At 68.9% G+C, this 26,663-nt stretch carries 26 protein-coding genes and 3 pseudogenes; 15 read left to right on the top strand and 14 right to left on the bottom strand.

Features of this window, described 5'->3' with window-relative positions; genetic code table 11:
* Nucleotides 1–342 precede the first annotated feature (342 nt).
* On the top strand, nt 343–1,014 hold the full coding sequence (locus tag OG936_RS19220) for a DUF461 domain-containing protein (protein WP_406496191.1): 672 nt from the start codon (nt 343–345) through the stop codon (nt 1,012–1,014).
* 102 nt (nt 1,015–1,116) lie between these two features.
* Here OG936_RS19220 and OG936_RS19215 read toward each other — a convergent pair whose 3' ends face one another.
* Both OG936_RS19215 and OG936_RS19210 read right to left on the bottom strand, forming a co-directional pair.
* The gene (locus OG936_RS19215) at nt 1,117–1,797 is read right to left on the bottom strand and encodes a response regulator (protein WP_406496190.1); all 681 of its coding nucleotides are present in this window, start codon (nt 1,795–1,797) and stop codon (nt 1,117–1,119) included.
* Nucleotides 1,794–3,068 (bottom strand): sensor histidine kinase, encoded by a 1,275-nt coding sequence (locus OG936_RS19210; RefSeq protein ID WP_406496188.1) that lies wholly within the window; start codon nt 3,066–3,068, stop codon nt 1,794–1,796. The genes OG936_RS19215 and OG936_RS19210 overlap by 4 nt, the downstream gene beginning before the upstream one ends.
* Before the next feature lie 198 nt (nt 3,069–3,266).
* Here OG936_RS19210 and phoU point away from each other — a divergent pair, with 198 nt between their 5' ends.
* The gene (gene phoU / locus OG936_RS19205) at nt 3,267–3,947 is read left to right on the top strand and encodes a phosphate signaling complex protein PhoU (protein WP_383759178.1); all 681 of its coding nucleotides are present in this window, start codon (nt 3,267–3,269) and stop codon (nt 3,945–3,947) included.
* A gap of 297 nt (nt 3,948–4,244) precedes the next feature.
* Nucleotides 4,245–4,394 (top strand): hypothetical protein, encoded by a 150-nt coding sequence (locus tag OG936_RS19200; RefSeq protein WP_383759177.1) that lies wholly within the window; start codon nt 4,245–4,247, stop codon nt 4,392–4,394.
* A gap of 225 nt (nt 4,395–4,619) precedes the next feature.
* On the opposite strand, the gene OG936_RS19195 is transcribed toward OG936_RS19200, so the two are convergent.
* A complete protein-coding gene (locus tag OG936_RS19195) occupies nt 4,620–5,951 on the bottom strand; it encodes an MDR family MFS transporter (RefSeq protein ID WP_406496185.1) in 1,332 nt (443 codons plus the stop codon).
* Nucleotides 5,952–6,200: 249 nt separating this feature from the next.
* On the opposite strand from OG936_RS19195, the gene OG936_RS19190 reads away from it, so the two are divergent.
* Entirely contained in the window at nt 6,201–6,962 is a 762-nt protein-coding gene (locus OG936_RS19190; RefSeq protein ID WP_406496184.1) for a phosphoglyceromutase, read from the top strand.
* An 81-nt stretch (nt 6,963–7,043) separates the two neighbouring features.
* Here OG936_RS19190 and OG936_RS19185 read toward each other — a convergent pair.
* Nucleotides 7,044–7,253: pseudogene (locus OG936_RS19185) on the bottom strand (site-specific integrase); the annotation flags it as partial.
* A 101-nt stretch (nt 7,254–7,354) separates the two neighbouring features.
* On the opposite strand from OG936_RS19185, the gene OG936_RS19180 reads away from it, so the two are divergent.
* The gene (locus tag OG936_RS19180; protein WP_406496182.1) at nt 7,355–7,645 is read left to right on the top strand and encodes a hypothetical protein; all 291 of its coding nucleotides are present in this window, start codon (nt 7,355–7,357) and stop codon (nt 7,643–7,645) included.
* A gap of 907 nt (nt 7,646–8,552) precedes the next feature.
* On the opposite strand, the gene OG936_RS19175 is transcribed toward OG936_RS19180, so the two are convergent.
* Entirely contained in the window at nt 8,553–9,734 is a 1,182-nt protein-coding gene (locus OG936_RS19175) for an RNA-guided endonuclease InsQ/TnpB family protein (RefSeq protein ID WP_406496180.1), read from the bottom strand.
* Between the two features lie 263 nt (nt 9,735–9,997).
* Here OG936_RS19175 and OG936_RS19170 point away from each other — a divergent pair, with 263 nt between their 5' ends.
* A complete protein-coding gene (locus tag OG936_RS19170; protein WP_406496178.1) occupies nt 9,998–10,567 on the top strand; it encodes a DinB family protein in 570 nt (189 codons plus the stop codon).
* 263 nt (nt 10,568–10,830) lie between these two features.
* Here the strand turns inward: OG936_RS19170 and OG936_RS19165 are convergent, their stop codons facing one another.
* A complete protein-coding gene (locus OG936_RS19165) occupies nt 10,831–11,193 on the bottom strand; it encodes a hypothetical protein (protein ID WP_406496177.1) in 363 nt (120 codons plus the stop codon).
* Between the two features lie 743 nt (nt 11,194–11,936).
* Here OG936_RS19165 and OG936_RS19160 point away from each other — a divergent pair.
* The 4 genes and pseudogenes from OG936_RS19160 to OG936_RS19145 all read left to right on the top strand — a co-directional run.
* Complete coding sequence (locus OG936_RS19160; protein ID WP_406496175.1) at nt 11,937–12,260, top strand: rhodanese-like domain-containing protein; 324 nt, start codon at nt 11,937–11,939, stop codon at nt 12,258–12,260.
* A gap of 95 nt (nt 12,261–12,355) precedes the next feature.
* Entirely contained in the window at nt 12,356–13,744 is a 1,389-nt protein-coding gene (locus tag OG936_RS19155) for a rhodanese-like domain-containing protein (protein ID WP_406496173.1), read from the top strand.
* A 123-nt stretch (nt 13,745–13,867) separates the two neighbouring features.
* On the top strand, nt 13,868–14,452 hold the full coding sequence (locus tag OG936_RS19150; RefSeq protein WP_383760285.1) for a rhodanese-like domain-containing protein: 585 nt from the start codon (nt 13,868–13,870) through the stop codon (nt 14,450–14,452).
* Between the two features lie 40 nt (nt 14,453–14,492).
* Nucleotides 14,493–14,639: pseudogene (locus OG936_RS19145) on the top strand (metal-sensing transcriptional repressor); the annotation flags it as partial.
* A gap of 90 nt (nt 14,640–14,729) precedes the next feature.
* On the opposite strand, the gene OG936_RS19140 reads toward OG936_RS19145, so the two are convergent.
* Both OG936_RS19140 and OG936_RS19135 read right to left on the bottom strand, forming a co-directional pair.
* Nucleotides 14,730–15,272, bottom strand: a complete 543-nt coding sequence (locus OG936_RS19140) for a GNAT family N-acetyltransferase (RefSeq protein WP_406496170.1) — start codon at nt 15,270–15,272, stop codon at nt 14,730–14,732.
* A 509-nt stretch (nt 15,273–15,781) separates the two neighbouring features.
* On the bottom strand, nt 15,782–16,264 hold the full coding sequence (locus OG936_RS19135) for a hypothetical protein (protein ID WP_406496169.1): 483 nt from the start codon (nt 16,262–16,264) through the stop codon (nt 15,782–15,784).
* Between the two features lie 297 nt (nt 16,265–16,561).
* Between OG936_RS19135 and OG936_RS19130 the strand changes: the two genes are divergently transcribed.
* Nucleotides 16,562–17,953, top strand: coding sequence for an IS1380 family transposase (locus OG936_RS19130; protein ID WP_331746122.1), 1,392 nt, complete (start codon nt 16,562–16,564; stop codon nt 17,951–17,953).
* A 684-nt stretch (nt 17,954–18,637) separates the two neighbouring features.
* On the opposite strand, the gene OG936_RS19125 is transcribed toward OG936_RS19130, so the two are convergent.
* Nucleotides 18,638–20,029 carry an IS1380 family transposase gene (locus OG936_RS19125; protein ID WP_331746122.1) on the bottom strand — a complete coding sequence of 464 codons (1,392 nt, stop codon included), beginning with the start codon at nt 20,027–20,029 and terminating at the stop codon, nt 18,638–18,640.
* A 115-nt stretch (nt 20,030–20,144) separates the two neighbouring features.
* Here OG936_RS19125 and OG936_RS19120 point away from each other — a divergent pair, with 115 nt between their 5' ends.
* From OG936_RS19120 to OG936_RS19110, 3 genes are all read left to right on the top strand, one after another.
* Nucleotides 20,145–20,705, top strand: a complete 561-nt coding sequence (locus tag OG936_RS19120) for a histidine phosphatase family protein (protein ID WP_406500507.1) — start codon at nt 20,145–20,147, stop codon at nt 20,703–20,705.
* A 369-nt stretch (nt 20,706–21,074) separates the two neighbouring features.
* The gene (locus OG936_RS19115; protein WP_114245784.1) at nt 21,075–21,323 is read left to right on the top strand and encodes a hypothetical protein; all 249 of its coding nucleotides are present in this window, start codon (nt 21,075–21,077) and stop codon (nt 21,321–21,323) included.
* Nucleotides 21,320–21,562: a hypothetical protein gene (locus tag OG936_RS19110; RefSeq protein ID WP_383760276.1), complete on the top strand. Its 243-nt coding sequence runs from the start codon at nt 21,320–21,322 to the stop codon at nt 21,560–21,562. The genes OG936_RS19115 and OG936_RS19110 overlap by 4 nt, the downstream gene beginning before the upstream one ends.
* Before the next feature lie 48 nt (nt 21,563–21,610).
* On the opposite strand, the gene OG936_RS19105 is transcribed toward OG936_RS19110, so the two are convergent.
* Together OG936_RS19105 and OG936_RS19100 are read right to left on the bottom strand one after the other, a co-directional pair.
* A complete protein-coding gene (locus OG936_RS19105; protein WP_406496167.1) occupies nt 21,611–21,931 on the bottom strand; it encodes an SCO0607 family lipoprotein in 321 nt (106 codons plus the stop codon).
* Between the two features lie 95 nt (nt 21,932–22,026).
* Nucleotides 22,027–22,821: a hypothetical protein gene (locus tag OG936_RS19100; RefSeq protein WP_406496165.1), complete on the bottom strand. Its 795-nt coding sequence runs from the start codon at nt 22,819–22,821 to the stop codon at nt 22,027–22,029.
* A gap of 185 nt (nt 22,822–23,006) precedes the next feature.
* On the opposite strand from OG936_RS19100, the gene OG936_RS19095 reads away from it, so the two are divergent.
* The gene (locus tag OG936_RS19095; RefSeq protein ID WP_406496163.1) at nt 23,007–24,056 is read left to right on the top strand and encodes a phosphotransferase family protein; all 1,050 of its coding nucleotides are present in this window, start codon (nt 23,007–23,009) and stop codon (nt 24,054–24,056) included.
* Between the two features lie 28 nt (nt 24,057–24,084).
* Here the strand turns inward: OG936_RS19095 and OG936_RS19090 are convergent.
* The 3 genes and pseudogenes from OG936_RS19090 to mshA form a co-directional block, all read right to left on the bottom strand.
* Nucleotides 24,085–24,612: pseudogene (locus OG936_RS19090) on the bottom strand (hypothetical protein); the annotation flags it as partial.
* Between the two features lie 68 nt (nt 24,613–24,680).
* Nucleotides 24,681–25,223 (bottom strand): YbjN domain-containing protein, encoded by a 543-nt coding sequence (locus tag OG936_RS19085; RefSeq protein ID WP_266747606.1) that lies wholly within the window; start codon nt 25,221–25,223, stop codon nt 24,681–24,683.
* Entirely contained in the window at nt 25,216–26,568 is a 1,353-nt protein-coding gene (mshA, locus tag OG936_RS19080) for a D-inositol-3-phosphate glycosyltransferase (RefSeq protein ID WP_406496161.1), read from the bottom strand. The genes OG936_RS19085 and mshA overlap by 8 nt, the downstream gene beginning before the upstream one ends.
* Nucleotides 26,569–26,663: the final 95 nt, after the last annotated feature.

Raw genomic sequence — 26,663 nt, 5'->3', positions numbered from 1 at the left:
AATGGATATTGATCAGCACCCCGATGCGATCGGTTAATACGAACGGAATGCGCCACGCTCCATGACGTGCTCCATAAATTGATCACCCGCGATATGCGAACGGCACGTGTCGATGGTTTCGGGTGGTTCGGCGGTGCTCCGTTCCGGGAACCCCGGCCCCGGGGCGGGTCCCGAACGGCACCGGCCCCCGGGAGTGCCGGAGCACGAAGGAGCGCGTAGGGGCGGGTCGGGTGCGGGGCGGGCGGGGCGGCTCGGTAGCCTAAGGCCGCTGACACACCCTTAGGGCGGCTTTACGCCGCTCGCCCCTCCCGTCCGCAGTCCGAACAAGGAGTTGCCGCCGCCGTGAGCCGCAGCCTTCGACACGGCGCTCTCGCCGCCACAGCCATCGTGTTCTCGATCGCCTCGCTCGCCGCGTGCGGTGCGGGCAATGACGCAGCGTCGCTCAAGGTCAGGCCGGACAGTGCTGCCGCCACCTCCGGTGACATCAGCATCCAGAACGCGAACGTCATCACCCAGCCCGAGCGTAACGCCGAGGGCCCTGCCGTCGTCTCCGCGACGCTCTTCAACAACGGCACCAAGCAGCAGACCCTGGACGCCATCACCCTGCCGGGTACGAGCGCCGCGGTGCAGCTGCACGCCGCCCGGGGCACGGGGCCCGTCGTGGTCCCGGCCGGCGGCAAGGTGGTCCTCGGCGGCAAGGGCAACGCGTCCGCCGTGATCGAGAAGGGCCGCGAGGCCGCGCAGGCGGGCAATATGCAGGCCGTCGTCTTCAAGTTCAGCTCGACGGGGGAGATCCCGCTCGGCGCGTTCGTCGTTCCGGCGACCAGCTACTTCGAGGGCTTCGGCCCGAGCTCGCTGCCGGTGGCGCCGCCCACGTCGCCCGCCACGCCCTCCGGTTCCGCCTCCGCGACCCCGGGGACGCCGGGCGAGCCCGGGGCCGAGTCCGGTTCCGGTTCCACGGACGAGGCGGTCACCCCGACCGACGCCGCGTCCGCCTCGGCGCAGACCGGCTGACCGGCTGGCCTACGCGGGTCACGCACGTACCCAAGCACGTGAACGGCGGAGGGCGCCTTCCCTTTCGGGGGGGGCGCCCTCCGCCGTCGTGTACGGGCCGGCCTACGGCTCGAACTTGTACCCCAGGCCCCGCACCGTCACCAGGAAGCGCGGCGCGCCCGGGTCGGGCTCGATCTTGGCGCGCAGGCGCTTGACATGGACGTCGAGGGTCTTGGTGTCGCCCACGTAGTCCGCGCCCCAGACCCGGTCGATCAGCTGCATGCGGGTCAGGACCCGGCCCGCGTTGCGCAGCAGCATCTCCAGCAGGTCGAACTCCTTGAGCGGGAGGTCGACCTTGCCGCCGGAGACCGTGACGACGTGGCGGTCCACGTCCATCCGGACCGGGCCCGCCTCCAGGGCGGCCGGCGCGGCCTCCTCCGGCTCACCGCGGCGGCGCAGCACCGCGCGGATGCGGGCGACGAGCTCCCGCGAGGAGAACGGCTTGGTGACGTAGTCGTCGGCACCTATTTCCAGGCCGACGACCTTGTCGATCTCACTGTCCTTGGCCGTGACCATGATCACGGGGACGTTGGAACGGCTGCGCAGCTGACGGCAGACCTCCGTACCGGGCAGGCCCGGCAGCATCAGGTCGAGCAGCACGAGATCGGCGCCGTTGCGCTCGAACTCGTCGAGGCCGTCCGGGCCCGTCGCCGCGATGGCGACTTCGAAGCCCTCCTTGCGGAGCATGTACGACAGGGCGTCGCTGAAGGATTCCTCATCCTCGACGACAAGCACTCGGGTCACGGAAGGACCTCCGGGGCAGGAAATGGTTCGGGGGTGTCGGGGTGAGCGGGTCCGTAGGGACCCTCGTCGCCGTTGACGATGAGCGGTCCGCCCGGGCTGCGGTCGCGGTCCCGTGCGGAGCCCGCTTCGGGCAGCCGCAGGGTGAAGGTGGAGCCCTGGCCCTCCGAGCTCCAGACCGTGACCTCCCCGCCGTGCGAGGCGGCCACGTGCTTGACGATGGCGAGGCCGAGGCCGGTGCCACCGGTGGCCCGTGAGCGGGCCGGGTCGACGCGGTAGAAGCGTTCGAAGACCCGCTCGCGGTCCTTCTCCGAGATGCCGATGCCCTGGTCGGTCACGGCTATCTCGATCTGGTCCCCGCCGGGTACGGACAGCCGCCTGGCGGCGATGCCCACTCGGGTACGGGCGGGGCTGTAGTTGACGGCGTTCTCGACGAGGTTGCCGAGCGCCGCGGCGAGCTGGCCGCGGTTGCCCCAGATACGGAGCTCCGCGGTGCCGCCCGACGCCATGGTGATCTGCTTCGAGCCGGCCTGCTGGCGGCAGCGGTCGATGGCCTCGGCCACCAGCTCGTCCACCCGGACCGGCTCGGCGTCCTCCAGCGGGTCGTCGTTCTGTACCCGGGAGAGATCGATGATCTCCTGTACGAGGTTGGTCAGCCTGGTCGCCTCGATCTGCATCCGCCCCGCGAACCGCTCCACCGCCTCCGGGTCGTCGGAGGCGTCCATCACGGCCTCGGAGAGCAGCGAGAGCGCGCCGACCGGGGTCTTGAGCTCATGGCTGACGTTGGCGACGAAGTCACGCCGTACCGCTTCGATACGGCGGGCCTCGGTGAGGTCCTCGACCAGCAGGAGCACCAGCCGGGAGCCCAGCGGGGCGACCCGGGCGGAGACCGCGAGGGCCTCGCCCCGCCCCGTACCGCGCCGGGGAAGGTCCAGTTCGACCTGGCGTATCTCACCGTCACGACGGGTGTCCCGGGCCATGGTCAGCATCGCCTCGACGGCGAGCCGCCCGCCCCTGACCAGTCCCAGCGCATAGGCGGCGGAGCTGGCCTTGACCACGCTGTCGCTCTCGTCGAGCACGACCGCGGAGGAGCTGAGCACGGACAGGACCGTGTCAACCCCCGGGGGCAGGGGGGCGTTGCTGTCGGGCCGCAGGGAGGTGCGCGTCGGCTTCTTCTGGTCGCGCTCGCTCCAGCGGAACGCAAGCATGGCAACCACGCCGGTACAAGCACCGCCGATCGCCGCAGCTGCGGCGACTGCCGCGTTCACGTCCATACGTCAAGGTTATGCGGGTCCGGGAGGAGTCTCCCAGCCATCCGAGGGCGTATCCGAACACTCGTCGCTCAGAGTTCACCGAGGGGCAAGGGTTGGTTCACTTGGTCGGCCGGAACCCGACGCGTACGCCGCCCAGGGTGGCAGCGTGGGGTTCATATCTGGCCCCGGCCTTACACAGAGGACTGGAGAGGGACTTCCATGCGTGACGCCTATCACGAGGAACTCGACTCGATCGGCGAGGGACTGGTCGAGATGGCCCGGCTCGTCGGGTCGGCGATCGGCCGGGCGACGACGTCCATGCTCGACGCCGATCTCAAGCTCGCGGAGAGCGTGATCGCCGCGGACCAGAAGGTCGACGACCTCCAGCACGACCTGGAGGCGCGGGCCATCGCCCTGCTCGCGCGCCAGCAGCCCGTGGCGACGGATCTGCGGATCGTGGTCACGTCGCTGCGGATGAGCGCCGACCTGGAGCGCTCGGGGGACCTCGCCCAGCATGTCGCCAAGCTGGCCCGGCTGCGGTTCCCGGAATCGGCGGTGCCGCACGACCTGCACGCCACCATTCTGGAGATGGGGCAGCTGGCGCAGCGCCTGATGGCCAAGGCCGCCGAGGTGATCATCACCAAGGACGTCGATCTGGCGCTTCAGCTGGAGCAGGACGACGACGAGATGGACCTGCTGCACCGCACGCTGTTCCAGCACCTGATGGACGACCGCTGGAAGCACGGCATCGAGACGGCCGTCGACGTGACGCTGCTCGGCCGCTACTACGAGCGCTTCGCCGACCACGCGGTATCGGTCGCCAAGCGGGTCGTCTACCTGGTGACGGGTGAGCACGCCGACGAGATCCAGCAGCAGCAGACGGCGGTGGAGGGCGCGTAGCGGGGCGCGAAACGGAGGCCGTGGGGCTGTCGGGGCGGGTGCGGGTGTCGTGGCGGATGGGGGGCTGTCGGGGCATGCGGGGAACATGAGGCCGCGAGACCGTGGGGGCCGTGACGCGGGGTTGCCGGGCGTACGCGGTCGCATTCGGTCGCACATGTGTCTCTGCGCGTGTGCGCCGTTGATGCGCCCGCCCGGGTGGGCGTGCAATGGAGTGGGGCGGCACGTCTTGTCCGTACGCCCCGGTCGTGCGCGCGTCGCTGTGGCGTACGGCCCTGTCGTACGTCCAGAGGAGGAACCATGACCGATTCCCCCACGACCGCCCCCCAGCAGGAGGCGCCCGCCGACGTGGTGCACCTGACCGTGCTCGGCGCCTGCGGCTGCGGCTCGGGCTGCGGATGCGGCTGCCAGTCCGGGGCCCCGTGCCAGTGCGGTGGCTGCTGCGGCTGACCGGCCGTCACGGAAGCCGAAGGGCGCCCCGCGCGGAGCAGGCTGCTCGCTGCTCCGCGCGGGGCTCGCCGGCCGCGACAGCCGGCGCGGCGAGCACGGCCCCGTAACCGCGAGCAGATGAGTGGGACGGGCCGGGGCGGCCGGGCGGTTGTCGCGCTGCCGCCCCGGGCCCGTCCCGTTTCTGTCCGTTTCGCTCAGCCTCGCCCCGGCCCGCCTCGTTCGGTCTCAGCCCGCCGGCTCGACAGAAGGCTCGGCGCCGGCCCCGGCGGCGGCGGGGACACCGCTCCCCTCGCCCCCGCCGCTCTCCGCCACCCGGCTGCCGCCCCCGGAGGCCGCCCCGTCCTCCCCCGGCAGATTCCGCATCAGCAGCCAGTACCCGAGCGCGGCCCCGGTCCCCAGGACGGCGCAGGTGCCCCACAGCCACTCCGCGCCGAAGCGGTCGATCACCACACCCGACATCAGCGGTGCGATCAACGCCGCCGCGGACCAGGACATCGTGTACATGCCTTGATAGCGGCCGCGGCCCTGGGCCGGCGAGAGCCGGACCACGAGACCGGTCTGGATCGGCGAGTTGACGATCTCGGCGACCGTCCAGACGCAGATGGTCAGCGCGTACACGGCCACGGACCCGGCGAACACGGTCAGCCCGAACCCGTACCCCGCGAGCAGCGACGACACGACGAGCAGCCGGCGCGGATCGCGGTGCTGGATGAAGCGGGTGACCGGGATCTGGAGCACCACGATCAGCACCCCGTTGACGGCGACGGCGGTACCGAAGTCGGAGCTGGAGAACCCGTCCGCCCCCATGGCCACCGGCAGCCCCACGTACCCCTGCTGGAAGATCAGCGCGATCACGAAGGACAGACCGACGACGCTCATGAACCGCCCGTCACGCAGCACCGTGGAGAGCCGGACCTCGTCCGCGCCGCCGACCGCGCGGCCGGGCATCGCCGCCGCCTTCTCGGGCCGCGACTCGGGCACCTTCATGAAGACGACGAAGGCACAGGCCAGCGTCATCGCGGCCTCGCCCAGGAACCCGGCGAGATAGCTGTACTCGGCGACGAACCCGGCCCCGGCCGAGGAGACGGCGAAGCCGAGGTTGATCGCCCAGTAGTTGAGCGAGAACGCCCGCACCCGGTCCTCGGGCCGGACGATGTCCGCCATCATGGCCTGCACGGCGGGCCGCGAGGCGTTGCTGGCCATGCCGACGACGAAGGCGACGCCCGCGATCGCCACCGGGTGGACCATGAACCCGAGCACGGCCACGGACACGGCGGTCGAGGTCTGCGCGATGAGCATGGTGGGCCGCCGGCCGAGCCGGTCGGTCATCACCCCCGCCCCGAGCGAGGAGACGACCCCGCCGAGCCCGTGCAGCGCCGCGACCAGACCGGCGTACGAGGCGGAGTAGCCCCGGTCCAGGGTCAGGTAGAGCGCCATGAACGTGGCGACGAACGCCCCGAGGCGGTTGACCAGCGTGCTGGTCCACAGCCACCAGAACTCCCTGGGGAGACCGGACACGGATTCACGTGCGGCCCGTCTGAAACCGGCGACAGACATACGGAATCCCCCCAGGGAAGTACAGAACGGACACCATCGGTAAGAGGTCCGACAGTCACCCGAACATTACGAACCCCGGATTCCGGTCCGCTACTCAATTGACGCCGCCCGTCAATCGTCACGCCCCCGAGCCGGTCACACCCCCCTCGTCCGCCCCACGCCCCCCATCCATCCCCGCCTGCCCCCCGCGCCTGTCCGCTCCGTGACCGGCCGCGCAGCGCCCGTACGGCGTCGATTACGCTCGGAGCCATGGCCGACGCACCGCACAAGCTGATCCTCCTCCGCCACGGCGAGAGCGAATGGAACGCGAAGAACCTGTTCACCGGCTGGGTGGACGTCAACCTCACCGAGAAGGGCGAGAAGGAAGCAGTCCGCGGCGGCGAGCTGCTCAAGGACGCCGGCCTGCTCCCCGACGTCCTGCACACCTCCCTCCAGAAGCGCGCCATCCGCACCGCGCAGCTCGCGCTGGAATCCGCGGACCGCCACTGGATCCCCGTCCACCGCTCCTGGCGGCTGAACGAGCGCCACTACGGCGCCCTGCAGGGCAAGGACAAGGCGCAGACGCTCGCCGAGTTCGGCGAGGAGCAGTTCATGCTCTGGCGCCGCTCGTACGACACCCCGCCGCCCGCCCTGGAGGACGGCACCGAGTTCTCCCAGAGCGACGACCCGCGCTACGCGACGATCCCGCCGGAGCTGCGCCCGCGCACCGAGTGCCTCAAGGACGTCGTCGTCCGCATGCTGCCGTACTGGTACGACGGCATCGTCCCGGACCTCCTGGCAGGCCGCACGGTCCTGGTCGCCGCCCACGGCAACAGCCTCCGCGCCCTGGTCAAGCACCTCGACGGCATCTCCGACGCCGACATCGCGGGCCTGAACATCCCGACCGGCATCCCGCTCGCCTACGAGCTGGACGCCGACTTCCGCCCGGTCAAGCCGGGCGGCACGTACCTCGACCCGGACGCGGCGAAGGCCGCCATCGAGGCCGTGAAGAACCAGGGCAAGAAGAAGTAACCAGAGCTGAACAAGCCCCCCACCTGCGGGTTCTCCGCAAGGTGGGGGGCTTTTCGGTGCGCTGGGCTGTCTGTGGGGCCGTCAGGTGCTGGATCGTGCCGTGTCGAAGACGGCGGCCACAGCCTTACGCGTGCGCTCCTGACTCGACGGCATCGGATGCGCGTACACCCGCAGCGTCAGGCCAGGGTCCGAGTGGCCGAGGTACTCGGCAACCGCCTTAACGCTCTTCCTGGCGTCCAGCAGCACCGAGGCGTAGAAGTGCCGCATCGCATGCATGCCGTTCTCGCGTGACGGAAGAGGCATCTCGCTTGCCTCGGCCATTGAGACTCCACCCACCTCGATTACTGTCTGGAGGCCCGAGAGTCGGGCACAGTAAAGGGGAGGCCGCCGTCGTGTCGATACAAAAGAACTTCGCCAAGCTCTTCAAGAGCACGGCCAAGACCTCTGACGGCAACCTGTTCGCGGTACAGCACCCATGCCAATGCTCGCCGGAGTGGCCCGACTTGGAGACGACGGCGAACGGGCACATGCTCCCGGCTCAGCCCTCCAGCCACTACAGCGTTCTCACGAACCCGGAGATCGGTCCGTTCGTCGCGCGATGCACCGGTTGTCGGGCTCGCTATCCCCACCCTTGGGTGATCCCGCAGGATGCGCCGATGCCTTTCGACTGGGCTCGCGATTGAGTACGGGCAGTCTCGGGGCCGTACGAGGCCAATGACGACCCGTCGGCCGCAGCCGATGAGCTCCCGGAGCTGCGAAAACCCAGTCGCCAAGATCAATCGCAAGACCCAGGCAAGAAGAAGTGGCGCTCCGCGGGCTCTTTGGACAGAAGGGGTCACTCTTCATCGACCGATAGGGGGTCACGGTTCACCGAACGGCGACACGGGACCACCGCTCCTGAGCAAGGCAAGCCCAGCTCCCCAGGATCCCCGGCAAGAACTGGAAGAACGAGCCGACACGTGATCCAACGCCGAGTCCCTGCTGGAGCATTGTCCTACCGGGCAAAGGTGGGCAGCATACGCTTGCCCTCCGGCATCACCCCGCGATGACAGAGGGCCATCATGGCAGTTGAACCACGGCACGATGTGCGTCGGCTGCGTGTGCGTCTGCGCGGCTACTTCCTCGCCGTGCCGATCTCCGCCGCCTGTGCGGTCATGGGTCACTGGTGGGTACCTGAACCGTGGTCAGCGAGCATAGAGACCGTGCTCTTCATACTTGCGGCATCCGTGCTCTACGGCGAGATCCGGGCCTATCGACTCCGTCGTATCCACCGTATGCCCGATTGGGCGGGAATCAACGGGCAGCGACAGTGAGTGTCCGAGCGCGTGACAACGCCGTCGAACAGCGGCGGACATGCATGCACACCGGTGGACCGTCGCCGCAGGTGAGAAGCACACCAACTCAAGGTCAAGCGCCCGCCCAAGTTGCTTCGGGACGAAGAGGTCGTGGGTTCACATCCGGCCGCCCCGACAGGTGAACACCAGGTCAGGCCCGGTCTTCTTTCAGGAGGCCGGGCCTGATGCGTTCTTGGAAGGCACCTGGGGAGCGAGCAGGGATTGACTTCCTCCCCCTCGTGAACGAGGGGGATTCCTACGGCTCGCGCCGTGGGGGTTTCTGCTTCGTCGCCGACTGCCTGCCCGGAGAACTCCGTTGAGGTCTTACACCAGCTCCACAGACTGTTACCGCCAGCCCGGCGGCCAGAAGGTTCTTCGCTGCGTTCACGTCCCGGTCGTGGGTCGTTCCGCAGCCGCACGTCCAGGTACGGACGTTCAGCGGCATCTTCTCCGCGAGGGTGCCGCAGGCGGAGCACAGCTTGGACGAGGGGAACCATCGGTCGACGGCGATCACCTCGCGCCCGTACCAGGCGGCCTTGTACTCCAGCATGGAGCGGAACTCGCTCCAGCTCGCGTCCGAGATGGCTCGGGCGAGCGTGTGGTTCTTGACCATGTTGCGCACGGTCAGGTCCTCGATCACGAGCGTTTGGTTTTCACGCACGAGCCGAGTGGTCAGCTTGTGGAGCAGGTCACGGCGACGGTCGGCGATCCTCGCGTGGATCTCGGCGACCTTGCGCCGGGCCTTGGCCCGGTTGGCGCCCTCGCCCCTGGCCTTGCGGGACAGTCTCCGCTGAGCTTTGGCGAGTCGGGCGCGGTCCCGGCGTTCGTGCCGGGGGTTGGCGATCTTCTCCCCGGTGGACAGGGTCAGCAGGTGGTCCAGGCCGACATCGATTCCGACCGCGCTGTCGGTGGCGGGGAGGGGCTGGACGGACGGGTCGTCACACAGCAACGAGACGAACCAGCGTCCCGCCGCGTCCTGGGAAACGGTCACCGTGGACGGCCTCGCCCCCTCGGGGAGCGGCCGGGACCACACGATGTCCAGCGGTTCGGTCATCTTCGCCAGGGTCAGCTCCCCGTCACGGAAGCGGAACCCGCTGGTGGTGTACTCCGCCGACTTCCGCGACTTCTTCCGCGACTTGAAGCGCGGGTACTTCGCCCGCTTGCCGAAGAAATTGGTGAACGCGGTCTGCAGGTGCCGCAGCGTCTGCTGGAGCGGCACCGACGAGACCTGGTTGAGGAACGCCAGCTCCTCGGTCTTCTTCCACGCCGTCAGCATCGCCGACGTTGCGTTGTAGTTGACCCGCTCCTGCCGCACCCATGCCTCCGTGCGGGCGGCGAGCGCCAGATTGTAGACCTTCCGCACGCAACCGAACGTGCGCGACAGCTCGGCTGCCTGCGCATCGGTCGGATAGAAGCGGTACTTGAACGCCCGCTTCACACAGCCCGTGGTCACGCTTGCTGCGAGTTAAGATCAAATCTGCGGGTCACAGCACGGCCTTTCGCCCTGGGGGCGAAACTCCGCTCCTTGCCCTGCTCCGCAGAAGTCCGTTTCCTCCCCGCCCTGAAGGGCGGAGTATCCACGGAGGAATCCGATGAATCATGGAAATCTCACCTCTCCAGTCAATTAGGTCAGAATCAGACCTCTACGGCCTCTAGTGTCCTCCTTGCCCGGCGGAACACAAACCACGGAAGGCAGCGACCATGAGCGAGACCGTGACTGTCAACGAACTGGCCACCCACGACCCGGCCCATGAGCGGACCGCCACCGGCGAGCGCGCCGACTTGCTGGAGGCGCTGGCCAACCATCGACGCTTCCTGCGATTCACCACCCGCGACCTCACCGACGAGCAGGCCGGGCGCCGGACCACCGCCAGCCAGCTGTGCCTGGGCGGCCTGATCAAACATGTCACTGCGGTCGAGCGAACCTGGGTGCAGTTCATCCTGGACGGCCCGTCGGCGATGCCCGACTTCACCACCATGACCGAGGCCGACTGGGCCCGGCGGGCCGACGAGTTCCGGATGCTGCCCAGCGAGACGCTGACCGGCGTGCTCGCCGACTACGCCGAGGTAGCCCGTCGGACCGACGAACTGGTCGTCACCCTGCCCGACCTGGACGCCACACAACCACTACCGAAGGCCCCGTGGTCCGAGTCGGGCGCGCGATGGTCGGCCCGCCGGGTGCTGATGCACATCATCGCCGAGACCGCCCAGCACGCCGGCCACGCCGACATCATCCGCGAGTCCCTGGACGGCGCCAAGACTATGGGTTAGCCAGCGGCGCGGCAGGGCGTATCGCCACCACACGGTCGGGGGCGATAAGCCCTGTGACCCCGCAAACGCCTTGCCCCGTGATCCGCGGGTCAACGAGGGCGTCGGCGAGGCAGCTCACATCTACGCCTGACATCAACGGGCGCGAACGTCGGCGTACAAGTGCAGCTGAGGGCGTACCCACAAACGTCGGCACGAAGCCACTATGCGGGCCGAGAAGAGCCGCCGGATCGAACTCCTAAAGCGGCTGTCGTAGCACTGACGTGTCACTTCCCGCGATACTGAGTAAAGACGTTCTGCAGCTCGTCTTGCCAACTCCAAGCGGCCGACCGGCCAAACGGGAGGCTTCGGGCAAGACTGGAGAACTGAACGGATGGCTCCCGACTGGCTTTGTTCACCACGATTACCGAGAGCATCGGTGCCCGTCCGTCTTCGTTGCTGTAAAGACAGACATCCTTTAGTAGGTGAGTCATGATCCCGCGGTGAGGCGGGATGGAGTCGAAGCCCTGCGTCTTGAGCTCGGCGCTCAGGTCTCCGTAAGTGATCGTCTCTCCCTGCCGGGCCCGCTTCCGCAGGATCTCGACGGCTGCTTCGACTGCGGCCGGGTACTCCGGATCTTTGATCCTCATTGCCCCTCCCCCATCGCTTGGACGATTCCTAGCCTGCGCATCGTATCCACCGAACGCCCACCCTGCCGCTGCCCAGTCGTGCCCATTGTGGGGGGCGAACCACCAACTCGACCTCCCGCTGAATCTCGGCCAGAACCGCCACAACGCGTATCACAGTCGCCTGAAGGTGTCCCCACCTGCGAAACCCCCGATCGTCGAGATCTCCCGCAAGACCCAGGGAAAGAAGAAGTAGTTCGACCGCTTCCGGCCCCCTACCCGCGGTTTTCCCGCAGGCAGGGGGCTTGTTGCTTTTCTGGGGCCGATCCTGAGCCGTACTCGCGGCCCGGTCGCTCCGTAATCCAGCGCGCGGCAAGCAGACCGGACAGCGCGGTGCGGGCGCCGGGCTGGACGGCCACCTGTAGACCGAGCGCGCCGGCATGGACGGTCACCTGTAGACCGAGTACGCCGGCGAGGATGGTCGCGACGAGAGCTCCGGCCGCGTAGCCGAGAACTGAGCCCGGTTCTCCCGGAGGCCCAGCCGCACTCCACCCGAGGAGGGCGGGGGCGAGACCGCGCCGGTCCGCTGCTCCATCGCCCCGCCATCCCTCTCAAGATCCGATCACCCGCAGGGCCAGCATACCCCCACGGGTATTTTTCCGCGCGTGACGGGAGATACCCATGGGGGTATTTGACTTCCTGCCGCGGACCCATCTACGGTCGAAGACACACATACCTAGGGGGGTATCCGGAAGCGAGGAATCTTCATGCGCGAGGTGGATCTGAACGTCTTCGCGGCGGAGCTCGCGAACGGCGCGTTCGTGATCGACGTCCGGGAGCCGGAGGCGTACCGGGCCGGCCACGTGCCCGGCGTCCGCCTCGCACCGCTGTCCACGCTCGACGCCGTCGTGAGTGCTCTGCCCGGGGACCGGACCGTCTACGTGATCTGCGCGAGCGGCAACCGCAGCGGCCGGGCCGCCGAGCACCTCCAGGCACTCGGCGTGGACGCCGTCTCGGTCGCGGGCGGCACCGCCGCCTGGGCCCGGGCAGGTCGCCCCATCGACTGCGGCGCTGCGACCGAGGCCGCCTGAAGCCCGGACCCCGGGCCCATCAGGAAGGCGCCACCGCGCCTTCGACCAACTTTCCGCACCCGGCCGGGTGCGCGTCCCCCGACGGAGGGTTTGCCGTGTTCTTCACCCAGTACTACCTCGACTGCCTCTCCCAGGCGTCGTACATGGTCGCCGACGAGGCGACCGGCCGGGCCGTGGTCGTCGACCCGCGCAGAGACGTCTCGGAGTACCTGGCCGATGCCCAGGCGCGCGGCTTCACCGTCGTGGGCGTCATCAACACCCACTTCCACGCCGACTTCATCGCCGGCCACCTGGAGCTGGCCGACCACACCGGTGCCTGGATCGGCTACGGTCACCGCGCCGAGACCGAGTACCCCATCCGGGGGCTCACCGACGGCGAACGCATCTCCCTCGGCGACGTCACCTTGCAGATCATGGAGACCCCCGGACACACCCCCGAGTCGATCAGCGTCCTGGTGTACGAGCACGCCGACGACACGGTTCCCTACGGAGTGCTGACCGGCGACGCGCTGTTCATCGGCGACGTCGGCCGCCCCGATCTGCTCGCCTCCGTGGGCGTGACCGCGGACGAACTCGGAGCGATGCTTCACGACAGCGTCCAGAACAAACTCATGGCGCTGCCCGACGCCGTCCGGGTCTTCCCCGCCCACGGCGCCGGCTCCTCCTGCGGCAAGAACCTCTCCACCGAGAAGCAGTCCACCATCGGAGAACAGCGCGCCACCAACTACGCCTGCGCGCCGATGAGCCGCGAGGACTTCGTCGCACTCGTCACCGCCGGCCAGTCCGCCGCACCCGGATACTTCGCCTTCGACGCGGAACTCAACCGCAAGGACCGTCTCCTGTTCGACTCGGCCGCGGCGCCCCGCCCGCTGTCCCTGGCCGAGTTCACCGAGCTGCGGCGGGCGGGGGCGGTCGTGGTCGACGCCCGGGACCCGCAGGAGTTCGCCAACGGTCACCTGCGCGGGGCGGTCAACGTACCCGCCGAGGGCCGGTTCGCCGAACAGGCCGGCACCGTCCTCGACCCGGCCGACGAGCTGATCGTCATGGCTCCGGAGAACCGGGAGGAGGAAGTCGTCACCCGCCTCGCCCGCATCGGCTTCGACCGTGCAATGGGCTACCTCCGCAACCCCGAGGACGCCCTGAAGGAACTGGCTGAGGAGGCCGCGCCCGCGAGCCGCCTGACCGCTGCACAACTGCGCACCGCCCTGCGAGGAGAGAACCCCCCGCTCGTCGTCGACGTACGCACCTGCGGCGAGCGCGGCGCGAACGGCTTCATCGAAGGCGCCACGCACATCACCCTGAGCGAACTGCCCACCCGCCTGGACGAGATCCCCACCGACCGGCCCCTCGTCCTGCACTGCGCGGGCGGCCACCGCTCCTCGATCGCGGCCAGCCTGCTGCGCCACCGCGGCTTCGAGGACGTCTCCGACCTTCTCGGCGGCTACGCCGCCTGGGCCCTGTCGGCGGAACCCGCCGGCGTCTGACCGTCCTCCTCCCGCGACCTCCCGGCACGCCCCGGGCGGGGGTCATCCCCCGACCGGGGCGGTCACCCAGCCGATTCCGACGAATACCCCCTGGGTATCCAACTCTCTTGAACGGAGCCTCCCATGACTGAGAAGTCCGCCCAGATCTCCTCGATCACCCCCGCCGTCCTGCACCGCCTCGTACAGGAGGAACGCGCACCGCGAATCCTCGACGTGCGCACGCCCGGCGAATTCCGCACAGTCCACATCCCCGGCGCCTGCAACGTTCCTCTCGCCATCCTGCGCGAGCACCGGAACGAACTGCTGACCCACCTCGACGAGGACGTCATCCTGGTCTGCCGCTCCGGAACCCGTGCCGCCCAGGCCGAAAAGGCTCTGGCCGAGGCCGGCCTGCCGAACCTCCGTGTGCTGGAGGGCGGCATCAACGCCTGGGAGATGGCAGGCGCTCCCGCGAACCGCGGCGCCGACCGCTGGGACATGGAGCGCCAGGTCCGGCTCGTCGCCGGTTCGATCGTCCTTGCGACCGGAGTGGTGGGCCTCTTCGTTCCCGGCGCGCACCTCATCGGCACCGCGGTCGGCGCCGGCCTGACGTACGCGGCGCTGAGCAACTCCTGCGCCATGGGCGTCCTGCTGTCCAAGCTCCCCTACAACCGCGGACCGCGCACCGACATCCGCAGCGTGATCGCGGAACTGCGAGGCACGTCATGACCGCCCTGGTCATCGCGGCGCCCGTGTGCGTCGGAGTCAGCAACTCGCCGCAGTGTCCCGCGTCCTGGACCGGGCGGGGTTCGAGATCGTGGCCTGCGGGATGCGCCAGTGTCTCGCAGAAAGCGCCGACGACGCCCCGCCCATGTCGGAAGAAGAGCTGGAGAAGCCTTTCCTCGCCCTGGCCTGACCACCGCCAACATTGCGGGCACACCGGACACCCCTGACACCGGACGCGACGGCGCGAGCCATCGATCAGGCATCCCTGGTTTCGCACCGTCTAGTCGACCGGATCGTCGTCCCGCGGGAGAGGCGTTACGGTACCCGCCGACCAGTCGCGGCGCAGGATCGCATAGCCGACGGTGTCGTGAACCGTTCCGTCGTGTGCCGGCCACGCGTCGCGGTAGTGCGCTTCCTTGACGTAGCCACAGCGCAGAAAGACGCGCCGCATCGGGACGTTGTCCTGTCGGGTAGTGCCCTCGACGCGACGTACCTCCGGGAACTCCGTGAACAGATATCGCGTCAGCCACGTCACGGCCTTTGCGCCGATGCCGTTGCCCCGGTGCGCGGCCCGGATCCGGAGATCGAACAGGGGGGTATCGTCGGTCAGCTCCATGAGCCGGACCAGACCGACGGGCGTCCCGTCCGCAACGATCCAGAAGCTGCGGTTCTCCTCGCCCGTAAAGCGACCCTCGGTGGCCCACTGACGCGCTGTCGCATCGTCCACCTCGCTGATCACGTGGAAGGGCCACCTCTCTCCGGTCAGAAAACGGACGAGGGCATCAGCGTCGGAGTCGCCCAGGCGCCGGAAGTCGATGTTCATGCAACCGCACCTTACGGGTACGCCCGCTCGCGGGAATGCCCGCTCGGCGACGCCGGGCCGTGCGGCCCCGCCGGTCACACCGGGCAGGGTCGCGAACTCGCCTCCGGATACATCCTGTTGGTCTCCGGCGGTTTGAACCCCTACGCGTGAGAGTCGTGAACTCGACCAGACCGATCACCGTAGGTACCACCACGGAAAAGCTCCCCGGTATCAGCTTCCACATGGCCTGGTCCTCGGGCGGGCGGCGCGAGCCGTCCCGGTAACGTCCCGGCGGCGGGCGGGTGTTCAGGTACGACGCCGAGCACCCGGGCTCCGGAGTGCGGGTGGTGGTGATCCGAAGGTCGCGACTTCGCTGTGCGCTCGCACCCCTTGTCGCGCCGGAACGCAACGCCGGTCCGCCCCAGCCGATGCTCTCCCAAACAGGGCCGGGTTGTCACCACGGTTACTCGGGGACGTCACCTTCGGCCCCTTTCCCCATCAGGTGCCCCTCTCGCCCACCCGCGCCCCAACTACGCCGGGAGGCAAATGGTCTCAGTCACCTCTTGGGACTTCCCCGTTGCCACATCGACGGTCTTCTTGGTGGTGATGTGGCAACCAGCATTCGGGTTGTTCTGCGGGTTGTTCTGCGGGGTGTTCTGCTGGTTCTGCTGATTGTTCTGCTGGTTCTGCTGATTGTTCTGCTGGTTCTGCTGGTTCTGCTGGTTCTGCTGATTGTTCTCGTTGTTGTGCCGGTTGTGCCGGTTCTGGTCCTGGTTGAAGTTGTTGTCGTTGCACGGCACTCGTTCGCCGTGGCGGAAGCACTGTCCGACGGTTGGCGCAGTTCTCTGCCGCGCCGTGTCAATGGACCCCTTGGCAACAGCCTGCGATGCGGACGCTGCCTGCGCAGGCTGTGCCGCTTCCGCGACAGGAACTGCTCCTGAAAAAGCAAGAGCCGAGATCAGAGCCGTAGCGCCGATGAAACCGGGGATTCGCCGCCTGGATGCGCTGGACATGACCGTGACCCCTCAAGATCGTGAATCTGCGGCGTTCTTCGTGTCCTCAGTGGTTACACACCAAGGGCTAAACGCCCATAGGGTAGTTCCCCATATCTCCAGCTTGCGCCTCTCGCTAATGCCTCGCAATCTGCAATATTTGACAAATCAAGGGTCGTGAGGCAGCACCCTTCAGCCTGGATCCACCGGCTTGACGTCTGTGGATGACTCTCACGGAAACGAGGAAGTGCCTTGTGACCTGCGATGATGGGGTTTCTCTAGGACCACATCAGGCACGATCGACAAGGCACTTCCGAGATGCAATCTTCCCATGCCGCCGCGATGGTCTCCGCACGGTTCGATGACCCGAATCTCGTCGCGTACGGCGGGCTTGAGCCGGTGGCGCGTCTGGCCGAGCGGTGCGGACTGCCCGCGCTGGTCGAGGGCCTGGTGAAGCTGCCGGTCTCGAGGGACGGCACGGGTTCTTTCCCGGCGGCGAAGGTGATGTCGCTGGTCGGCGGCATGGTCGCGGGTGCGGACAGCTTCGATGACATGGACCGGTTGCGGCACGGCGGACTGTCCCGGCTGTTCACCGGGGTGCGGGCGCCGTCCACGCTGGGCTCGTTCCTGCGTTCCTTCACCCACGGTCATGTGAAGCAACTGCATGCCGTGGCCCGGCGGTTCCTACCCGCCCTGGCCGCGCACACCGGGCTGCTGCCCGGCGCGCAGGCGGTGGCTTATGTGGACATTGACGACACGATCCGCCGTACCTACGGCTATGCCAAGCAGGGTGCCGGTTACGGATACAGCAAGGTCAAGGGCCTGAACGCGCTGCTCGGGATCATCTCCACCCCGCTCGCCGCACCGGTGATCGCTGCCACCCGCCTGCGCAAGGGGCCCACGAACTCGGCACGCGGTGCGGCCGGGTTCGTTGCCGAGACCATCCGCGCCGCCCGCACCTGCGGGGCCGGCGGCCTGCTGATCGTGCGTGCCGACTCCGCGTTCTACGGCGCTGACGTGGTGAACGCCTGCCGGGCCGCGGACGCCCGGTTCTCCGTCACGGCGCGGATGAACGCCTCGGTCAAGACCGCCATCGCGGCCATCGGCGAGAGCGCGTGGACGGCGATCAAGTACCCCAAGGCGGTCTGGGACGAGGAGGGACAGTGCTGGATCTCGGACGCGGAGATAGCCGAGACCACCTACACCGCCTTCACCTCCAAGCCAAAGAAACAGCAGGTCACCGCCCGATTGATCGTGCGCAGGGTGAAGCGGCTCAACCCCGCGGCCCTGCCCGAGGGACAGGGCACGCTCTTCGATACCTGGCGCTACCACGCCGCGTTCACCGACTCCCCGCTCACCCTGATCGACGCCGAGCGTGATCACCGACGGCACGCCGTGGTGGAGCAGGTGATCGCGGACGTCAAGAACAGCGCCTTCGCGCACGCCCCCTCCGGGCACTTCCAGGCGAACGCCGCCTGGCTCACGCTCGCCGCCCTCGCCCACAACCTGACCCGCGCCGCCGGGGCCCTGGCCTGCGCGTTCCATGCCCGCGCGACCACCGCGACGATCCGCGACCACCTGATCAACGTCCCCGCACGTCTGGCCCGCTCAGCACGCCACCTCACCCTCCACCTGCCCCAACACTGGCCCTGGGAAAGCGAGTTCATCCAGCTGTTCACCGCCACGCACGCGCCACCACCAGTCGGCTGACGCTCCCTGAAACGACCCGCCCGAGAGGGCCCGATACCTGCAGACACGTGGAAAAGCTGGGCAGACCAGCGGACACCCGACACCCGAAACCACCGGTCAACTCCGCGAGGACCAAAAATCCGCCGAAACCCTCACCCCGAAATCCACCCGGTGGATCCAGGTTCAGACCCCATCCGGGAGGCACAGAGGACAGCCGAGTTGGCCGGCAGTTGCTACTCCGCATCTCAGGCAGTACGTGCCGTTTCAACGCAACTACCGTGCCGACCGGGATAACGAGGTGCGAAACAAACTGCCGGCATGGTTGGCGGTGGTGCGTCGAGGTCGCGATCGTAGCTTCCGGCTCGATGGCGAGCTGTGCGGTCCCGGGAATGCCGTCGGATGAGAAGTCATCTCACTGGTGCGTCGGCTGTAGTAGATGAGGGTGCAGCCGATGACAGCGAGGAAGGGTTCGGCGGTTTCGCGTGATCAGATATCGTGCGCAGCCATGGGTGAACTGATATTGATCAGGCATGGTCAGACTGAACCTGGATCCACCGGGTGGATTTCGGGGTGAGGGTTTCGGCGGATTTTTGGTCCTCGCGGAGTTGACCGGTGGTTTCGGGTGTCGGGTGTCCGCTGGTCTGCCCAGCTTTTCCACGTGTCTGCAGGTATCGGGCCCTCTCGGGCGGGTCGTTTCAGGGAGCGTCAGCCGACTGGTGGTGGCGCGTGCGTGGCGGTGAACAGCTGGATGAACTCGCTTTCCCAGGGCCAGTGTTGGGGCAGGTGGAGGGTGAGGTGGCGTGCTGAGCGGGCCAGACGTGCGGGGACGTTGATCAGGTGGTCGCGGATCGTCGCGGTGGTCGCGCGGGCATGGAACGCGCAGGCCAGGGCCCCGGCGGCGCGGGTCAGGTTGTGGGCGAGGGCGGCGAGCGTGAGCCAGGCGGCGTTCGCCTGGAAGTGCCCGGAGGGGGCGTGCGCGAAGGCGCTGTTCTTGACGTCCGCGATCACCTGCTCCACCACGGCGTGCCGTCGGTGATCACGCTCGGCGTCGATCAGGGTGAGCGGGGAGTCGGTGAACGCGGCGTGGTAGCGCCAGGTATCGAAGAGCGTGCCCTGTCCCTCGGGCAGGGCCGCGGGGTTGAGCCGCTTCACCCTGCGCACGATCAATCGGGCGGTGACCTGCTGTTTCTTTGGCTTGGAGGTGAAGGCGGTGTAGGTGGTCTCGGCTATCTCCGCGTCCGAGATCCAGCACTGTCCCTCCTCGTCCCAGACCGCCTTGGGGTACTTGATCGCCGTCCACGCGCTCTCGCCGATGGCCGCGATGGCGGTCTTGACCGAGGCGTTCATCCGCGCCGTGACGGAGAACCGGGCGTCCGCGGCCCGGCAGGCGTTCACCACGTCAGCGCCGTAGAACGCGGAGTCGGCACGCACGATCAGCAGGCCGCCGGCCCCGCAGGTGCGGGCGGCGCGGATGGTCTCGGCAACGAACCCGGCCGCACCGCGTGCCGAGTTCGTGGGCCCCTTGCGCAGGCGGGTGGCAGCGATCACCGGTGCGGCGAGCGGGGTGGAGATGATCCCGAGCAGCGCGTTCAGGCCCTTGACCTTGCTGTATCCGTAACCGGCACCCTGCTTGGCATAGCCGTAGGTACGGCGGATCGTGTCGTCAATGTCCACATAAGCCACCGCCTGCGCGCCGGGCAGCAGCCCGGTGTGCGCGGCCAGGGCGGGTAGGAACCGCCGGGCCACGGCATGCAGTTGCTTCACATGACCGTGGGTGAAGGAACGCAGGAACGAGCCCAGCGTGGACGGCGCCCGCACCCCGGTGAACAGCCGGGACAGTCCGCCGTGCCGCAACCGGTCCATGTCATCGAAGCTGTCCGCACCCGCGACCATGCCGCCGACCAGCGACATCACCTTCGCCGCCGGGAAAGAACCCGTGCCGTCCCTCGAGACCGGCAGCTTCACCAGGCCCTCGACCAGCGCGGGCAGTCCGCACCGCTCGGCCAGACGCGCCACCGGCTCAAGCCCGCCGTACGCGACGAGATTCGGGTCATCGAACCGTGCGGAGACCATCGCGGCGGCATGGGAAGATTGCATCTCGGAAGTGCCTTGTCGATCGTGCCTGATGTGGTCCTAGAGAAACCCCATCATCGCAGGTCACAAGGCACTTCCTCGTTTCCGTGAGAGTCATCCACAGACGTCAAGCCGGTGGATCCAGGCTGAATGGAGCCTGTCGGGCCAATATGCCGGCCGCACCGACATCCCGCTGACCGACGCGGGCGAGGCCGCGGCCAAGTCGCTCGCTCCGAGGCTTGCCCAACGCCATCTGGTCGCCGTGTTCAGCAGCCCGCTGAGCCGCGCCATGCGGACGGCCGAGTTGGCCGGCCTGACCGGCGTCCAGCCCGATCCCGACCTGGTGGAGTGGGACTACGGAGGGTATGAGGGCCTGACCGCAGCGCAGATCCAGGAGACAACGCCGGGTTGGGACCTGTGGCGGAACGGCGTGATTCCCGGCGACGCAGCCCATCCTGGCGAGGTGCTCCAACAGGTGGCCGCGCGCACGGACGCGGTGCTGGACCGGATCCGGCCACTGTTGGACGATGGCGACGTCGCCATCGTCGCCCACGGTCATCTGGCGCGCGTGCTCACCGTGCGCTGGCTCGGCCTCGACGCGTCCGCCGGCCGACTGCTCGGCCACCCGCATCCAGGCACGCTCAGCTTCCTGGCCACCGAGGACGAGCAGCCCTTCGTCGCCGCCTGGAACGTCCCGTAACGGCAGCCCGCTGCCTCATGCCTGCCGCGAGAGGCGCCGGAAGTAAATGAGCGCCGCGGCGATCCCGGCCGGGGTGGCGTTCCGCCGTCGTCACGGCCTCGACGGCGCTCACCACTTCGTCGAAATCGGCCACGAGCCCCTCCGCGTCAGCGGCCAATTAGCGGACCGCCCGGCTCTCCGGCCACCACCTGACGCTCCGTCGAGCAGCGGTATGTCCCATGATGATCCGGTCCCGGCGGAAACGTATCGCGTGGGCTCCGCCCTCACCTCCGGACCTGGCGCTAACGTGACCCAAGTACTGGCCCGCGCAAGGGCGGAGCCGACCGGGCGGGCCGTGCGGAGAGAGCAAGGAGAGCGGGGAGACCAATCATGGGCGAGCCCCTGAAAACCTTCGTCGGCGGCGCCGAAGTCGACGTGCCCAACAGCATCCCGGACATCCGGGCGACCCTTCCCGAGGAGAGGCGCGAGGAGTTCGACCGCGCCATCAACGACGCCGGCGTGAGCGAGATCCAGGCGGTCATGCGGCACTGGATGCTGGAGGCCGTGCCCGATCCGGAGGCCGAGAAGATCCTGGACCGGCTGGCGCAGGACGAGGCCGAGAGGCGGACCGTCGCTTGAGCTTCCGCATCTCCTACGCCCCGCCCGCCGACGACACCCTGGCCAAGATGCGCGAAGGCGAGACCTTCCGCGACGAGATGGCACGCACCCTGGGCCTCGCCCCTTACGGACACGGGTCGTCGGCCGTCAAGAGCGAACGCGACCGGCGCGAGGCGACGGTCGCCGGGGCGATCGTGCTCTATTACGTCTCCGGGTCGGTCCTGACCGTCACCGTGGTGAGACTCGTTCCGCTGCCCTGAACAAACCGGTGCCGGGCGCAGGCCCCGGCGCCCACGCGCGGGGCCTGCTCACTCTCCGGAGTCCGATGAAACGTCGATGATCCTGCCGTTCTCGTCCACGGAGTGGGTCTCCCAGTACGTGTCCCACTTGTCGCCCACGTGCTCGGGAACCTTGCCCTTCGGATACCTGACGTATCCCTTCGGCGGATCCTCGCCATTGGGCACGCACGCCGATCCGGTGCTCCCGACCGTCATGACCGGGTATTCGCCGCCGCCGCAGATCGCGTCCTGCAGCGAGCAGCCGGCGGTCAGCGCCGCCGCGGTCACGGAGACCAGGGCGATGCCGACCGCGAACCGGCCCGCGCGGCCGTGTCGCTCACTTCCGTGCATATCTGCCTCCTTCGGGGCGGCTGGCGGACCAGCCTGCCCGGAGAGCGAGACATCGATCATGAGTACGCATACTCACTTATGTCCGTACAGGAACCCTACGCCAGCTTCGCGGCCTGAGCCTGGACCACCGCGGTCGGCAGTTCGAAGTCCCCGCCCCCGCCCATCGAGGCCAGGTTCATCGAGGAGAACGAGGCGAACGTGGCGCCCTGACGCAGGGCCACCAGCTTCAACTTAGCCTTTTCCCCGCCCTGTTCCAGCTGCACCGTCCAGGCGACCGCTTCCTCGCCGCCCTTGATCTGCTCCTCGGTGATCTTGCTGAGCTTCTGCTTCTCACCGGCCGCCGTGAAGTCGAACCCGCCCGCGCATTCGGTGGCCGCGGTACGCAGAGAGGCGACCGACTCCTCCGCGCCCTTGCCGTCGTACGAGCCGAGGGCCAGCTGCGTCGTCGTGATGTCGAAGGCCGCCGTGAACGCCTCTTCGGCGTCCGCGCCGTCCTTGTCCATGCTGCCCTTCTTGGGCTCACTGACGACGGTCCGCTTGGCGAACGCGCCGGGCGCGCCGACCTCCGCGCCCATCAGTGCGTGCACGAGCGGGGCGCAGACCTCCTTCGCGACCTTGATGTCGTCGACGGAGACCACATCCTTGGCCGCGGCCGCGGAAATCTTGTGCCCCTTGACGTCACCCTGGGCGAGCGCGACCTTCTCCAACTCGGCTGCGGTCAGCGCCTTGGCCGCCGGCTTCGCGGCCGCGGACTCCTTGCCCTTGGCATCCGTACCCTTGCCGCCGGAAACGGAATCGGAGTCCGAGCCACCGCCGCAACCGGCGGCGAGCAGGGCCAGGGACGCCGCGGCGGCGGCAACGGCGGTACGGCGTATGGCGGTGGATCGCATGGGTCCGGTCCGTCTCTCTGAGCTGGGGTATTCAGGTTTTGCCCACTCTAAGAGCGGGAGTTGGTTTGTTGATCAGCAAAGGAGGGCACAGCATGCGATCGTGACGGGGCCGTGATCATCCGGTGAAGACACAGCCCATCACCGCAAGCCCTAACGATTTCTGACACAGAGGGGCATTTCGAACCATGCAGAGGGATGAGACAACTTCGCGCGTTCTCCGGACTGTTGGCGTGACGGGGGAACAGATCGCCACATGCACTCCCCTTGCCGGAGGCACGTTCAACGCCGTGACCCGGGTCGCTCTCACCGACGGCAGCGACTGGGTGGTGAAGATACCGCCGCCCGCCGTCGCCGGAACCCTCATGAGCTATGAGCGCAACCTGCTGGTCAACGAGATCGAGTTCTACGGTCGCGCGGGTGCGTCGACAGCAGTTAGCCCCCACGTCCTGCACAGCGAACTCGCCCCACGATCCACGCAGTTCCCGGAGTCACCCACGTCTCCCGCGTCCCCGACCGGCCCCTACCTGATCATGTCGGCGTGCCCGGGCCGGCCCTGGAACGAGATCGCCCCCGGCGCCATGTCCGACGCGGAGGAGCGCCGGCTCAGGAACGAGCTGGGACGGATCGTCGCCCGCCTGCACTCCGTCACGGGCCCCGCCGGATTCGGCTACCCGGGACAGGCGTTGGGGCCGCTGTCGCCGACCTGGCGGCAGGCCTTCACCGCGATGACCGACGCCGTCCTCACCGACGCCGACGCCTACCGCGCCCGGCTGCCGCGCTCGACGGCCGGTATCCGTGCGCTGTTCGCCGCCGCGTCCCCCGCACTCGACGACGTCACCCGGCCTGCCCTGGTCCACTTCGACCTGTGGCAGGGCAACCTGCTCGTCGACGGGGAGCCCGGCGCGCGCACCATCGGCGGGATCATCGACGGTGAGCGGATGTTCTGGGGCGACCCGGTCGCCGACTTCGTATCGCTTGCGCTGTTCGCGGACATGGAGGACGACGCGGACTTCCTCGCCGGGTACGCGCAGGGCGCCGGACGCCCGGTCGTGTTCGACGCGTCCGTGCGGCTGCGGCTCGCGCTGTATCGCTGCTACCTCTACCTGATCATGCTGGTGGAGACCGTCCCGCGCCGCGTTCCGCGGGAGCACCTGGACTGGGCCTGGACGGAGGTCTCCCCGCAGCTCGTAGCGGCGCTGGAGGACGTGGAGTCGGCGCTGCGGGCAACGGGCTGACCCCGCCGGCCCGCAGCGCCCACCCGGTTCAGGGGCGGACGGCCCGCTGGGCGTCGTGGAGGTTCGGCGGCCGCACCGCTTCCGGTGTTCCGTACGCCTCCAGCCGGGTGTGCAGATCGCCGGTGAAGCCGGGGACGTCGATCTGGCCGAACTCCGTCACCTCGCCGACCCCGACCGTCGCGCTGTACGGGGCGGGCCCGTCGATCCGCATCAGGCCGGCCCGGTCGTTGGCGACCCGGATGTTCCAGTGGGTGAAGCGGGCGCCGAAGAGCGGCCCCGCGCTCGCGTCGCCGCCGTGACGCCCGTTGTTGTTCACCGTGATGTCCGTACGGACATCGGCGAACGGCATGCCCAGGTGGGAGTCGAACGTCCTCGTCTCCATCACGCCGCGCGACCACACGTTGTGGCTGGACAGGCCCTCGGCGTCGATGCCGTGCAGCTGCGTCCCGGCGGGCGCCGGTACGGAGCGCTGCTCGATCGTGAAGTCCTCGATCAGGTTGTCGTGCAAGCCCTCGCGGCAGTAGTACGGGTGGTGCGAGCCGCGCCCCGCGACCCGGCGGAGGCCGATGGGCCGGGATGGTTGACGGAGGCCGGCGGGCCGGGACGCCGAACCGCTGCCGACGGTCAGCCGGCCGGGCGCTGGGTCAGATGCGTGAACGCGTCGAGGTTCCGCGTAGATTCACCGCGCGACACCCGCCACTCGTACTCCTTGCGGATCGCGCTCGCGAAACCCAGCTCCAGCAGGGTGTTGAACGAGCCGTCGGCCGCTTCCAGGACCGTGCCGAGCAGCCGGTCCAGCTCCTGCGGGGTGACGACGGAGAGCGGCAGCTTGCCGACGAGATAGATGTCGCCGAGCGGGTCGATCGCGTAACTCACGCCGAAGAGGCGGAGGTTGCGCTCCAGCAGCCAGCGGTGCACCGCCGCGTCGTTCTCGTCCGGATGGCGGACGACGAAGGCGTTGAGGGAGAGCGAGTGCCTGCCGACGCGCAGCGAACAGGTGGTGGACAGCTTGCGGGTGCCGGGCAGTGTGACGACGTAGCCACCGGGTTCGGGGCTCTCCCAGGCGAGCCCTGCGTCCTCCAAGGTCGCCTCGATGACCTGCGCGACCTGCGCGGCCTGCGTCGTCGCCGCCACGGCCGTTGCCGCTTCGTCGGGTACGTCAGCCATGGTGCGAGCGTACGCGACGGCGGTGTTCGTGCATCGCGGCCGTGTACACGTCGGCGGTCGCGGACGCGGCGGTGTCCCAGCCGAAGCCCTGGGCGTGCGCGGCGGCGGCCGCGCCCATCCGGGCGACCAGCTCCGGCGCTTCGGCGAACCGGCCCAGCGCCTGGGCGTACGCCTGCGGGTCGTGCCCCGGTATCAGGAAACCGCTGACCCCGTCCCGCACCGCCACCGGGAGCCCGCCGACGGCCGCCGCGACGACCGGGGTGCCCGCCGCCTGGGCCTCTATCGCGACCAGGCCGAAGGACTCGCTGTACGAGGGCATGACCAGCACGGACGCGGCCCGGAACCAGTCGGCGAGCTGGTCCTGCCCGACCGGCGGGTGGAACCGTACGACGTCCGCGATGCCGAGCCGGGCGGCCAGCTTCTGCAGCCCCGCCGGCTTGGCGAGCCCGCTGCCGCTGGGGCCGCCCACGACCGGTACGACCATCCGGGTACGCAACGAGGGATCGCGGTCCAGCAGGGCGGCGACGGCCCGCAGCAGCACGTCCGGGGCCTTCAGCGGCTGGATGCGCCCCGCGAAGAGCGGGATCAGGGCGTCCCGCGGCAGTCCGAGGCGCGCACGCGCCGCCGCCCGCCCGTCGGCCGGGCGGAAGCGGTCCAGGTTGACCCCGGGGTGGACGACGGCGACGGCCCCGGGATCGGCCTCGTAGAAGCGGACGAGCTCGTCCGCCTCCCCGGCGGTGTTCGCGATCAGCCGGTCGGCCGCGCTGACGATCTGGGTCTCGCCGATGACGCGGGCGGCCGGCTCGGGGGTGTCGCCCGCGGCGAGCGACGCGTTCTTGACCTTGGCCATGGTGTGCATGGCGTGGACGAGCGGGACGCCCCAGCGCTGGGCAGCGAGCCAGCCGACATGACCGGAGAGCCAGTAGTGGGAGTGGACCAGGTCGTAGTAGCCGGGGCGCTGACCGGCCCACGCCTGCATCACGCCGTGCGTGAAGGCGCAGAGCTGGGCGGGCAGCTCCTCCTTGGCCAGACCCTCGTACGGTCCCGCGTCGACGTGCCGGACCAGGACACCGGGCGCCAGCTCGACCGCCGGGGGCAGCCCCCCGGCGGTGGACCGGGTGAAGATCTCGACCTCGATGTTGATCGCGGCGAGGCGCCTGGCCAGCTCCACGATGTAGACGTTCATGCCGCCCGCGTCACCCGTGCCCGGCTGGTGCAGCGGCGAGGTGTGCACCGAGAGCATCGCGACACGGCGAGGTTTGCGGTGGCCGCCGGGGAAAGCGGTGGGGAACCTGAGGCGCGGTGCGACACGGCTGCTGCCGAGCCGGGAGACGTACTGACTCACGTCGTCCGGTCCTCCTCACTCAGGGCATGGCGGAGCGGGGACTCGAGCCCCTCGCGCAGGGGCTGCAACAGTGGAATGCCATCTTTCATTTCCGC

It is taken from the genome of Streptomyces sp. NBC_00846 (assembly GCF_045207325.1).
Classification (GTDB): Bacteria; Actinomycetota; Actinomycetes; order Streptomycetales; family Streptomycetaceae; genus Streptomyces.
The sequence above is the reverse complement of the archived record's forward strand: the minus strand, read 5'-3'. Positions and strand labels throughout refer to the sequence as shown.

What these genes read in the sequence shown, in the direction of transcription:
- OG936_RS19210 (WP_406496188.1), bottom strand. Translation starts at nt 3,068, where the DNA reads ATGGACGTGAACGCGGCAGTCGCCGCAGCTGCGGCGATCGGCGGTGCT.
- phoU (WP_383759178.1), top strand. Translation starts at nt 3,267, where the DNA reads ATGCGTGACGCCTATCACGAGGAACTCGACTCGATCGGCGAGGGACTG.
- OG936_RS19200 (WP_383759177.1), top strand. Translation starts at nt 4,245, where the DNA reads ATGACCGATTCCCCCACGACCGCCCCCCAGCAGGAGGCGCCCGCCGAC.
- OG936_RS19195 (WP_406496185.1), bottom strand. Translation starts at nt 5,951, where the DNA reads ATGTCTGTCGCCGGTTTCAGACGGGCCGCACGTGAATCCGTGTCCGGT.
- OG936_RS19190 (WP_406496184.1), top strand. Translation starts at nt 6,201, where the DNA reads ATGGCCGACGCACCGCACAAGCTGATCCTCCTCCGCCACGGCGAGAGC.
- OG936_RS19170 (WP_406496178.1), top strand. Translation starts at nt 9,998, where the DNA reads ATGAGCGAGACCGTGACTGTCAACGAACTGGCCACCCACGACCCGGCC.
- OG936_RS19165 (WP_406496177.1), bottom strand. Translation starts at nt 11,193, where the DNA reads ATGAGGATCAAAGATCCGGAGTACCCGGCCGCAGTCGAAGCAGCCGTC.
- OG936_RS19160 (WP_406496175.1), top strand. Translation starts at nt 11,937, where the DNA reads ATGCGCGAGGTGGATCTGAACGTCTTCGCGGCGGAGCTCGCGAACGGC.
- OG936_RS19150 (WP_383760285.1), top strand. Translation starts at nt 13,868, where the DNA reads ATGACTGAGAAGTCCGCCCAGATCTCCTCGATCACCCCCGCCGTCCTG.
- OG936_RS19140 (WP_406496170.1), bottom strand. Translation starts at nt 15,272, where the DNA reads ATGAACATCGACTTCCGGCGCCTGGGCGACTCCGACGCTGATGCCCTC.
- OG936_RS19135 (WP_406496169.1), bottom strand. Translation starts at nt 16,264, where the DNA reads ATGTCCAGCGCATCCAGGCGGCGAATCCCCGGTTTCATCGGCGCTACG.
- OG936_RS19130 (WP_331746122.1), top strand. Translation starts at nt 16,562, where the DNA reads ATGCAATCTTCCCATGCCGCCGCGATGGTCTCCGCACGGTTCGATGAC.
- OG936_RS19125 (WP_331746122.1), bottom strand. Translation starts at nt 20,029, where the DNA reads ATGCAATCTTCCCATGCCGCCGCGATGGTCTCCGCACGGTTCGATGAC.
- OG936_RS19115 (WP_114245784.1), top strand. Translation starts at nt 21,075, where the DNA reads ATGGGCGAGCCCCTGAAAACCTTCGTCGGCGGCGCCGAAGTCGACGTG.
- OG936_RS19105 (WP_406496167.1), bottom strand. Translation starts at nt 21,931, where the DNA reads ATGCACGGAAGTGAGCGACACGGCCGCGCGGGCCGGTTCGCGGTCGGC.
- OG936_RS19100 (WP_406496165.1), bottom strand. Translation starts at nt 22,821, where the DNA reads ATGCGATCCACCGCCATACGCCGTACCGCCGTTGCCGCCGCCGCGGCG.
- OG936_RS19095 (WP_406496163.1), top strand. Translation starts at nt 23,007, where the DNA reads ATGCAGAGGGATGAGACAACTTCGCGCGTTCTCCGGACTGTTGGCGTG.
- OG936_RS19085 (WP_266747606.1), bottom strand. Translation starts at nt 25,223, where the DNA reads ATGGCTGACGTACCCGACGAAGCGGCAACGGCCGTGGCGGCGACGACG.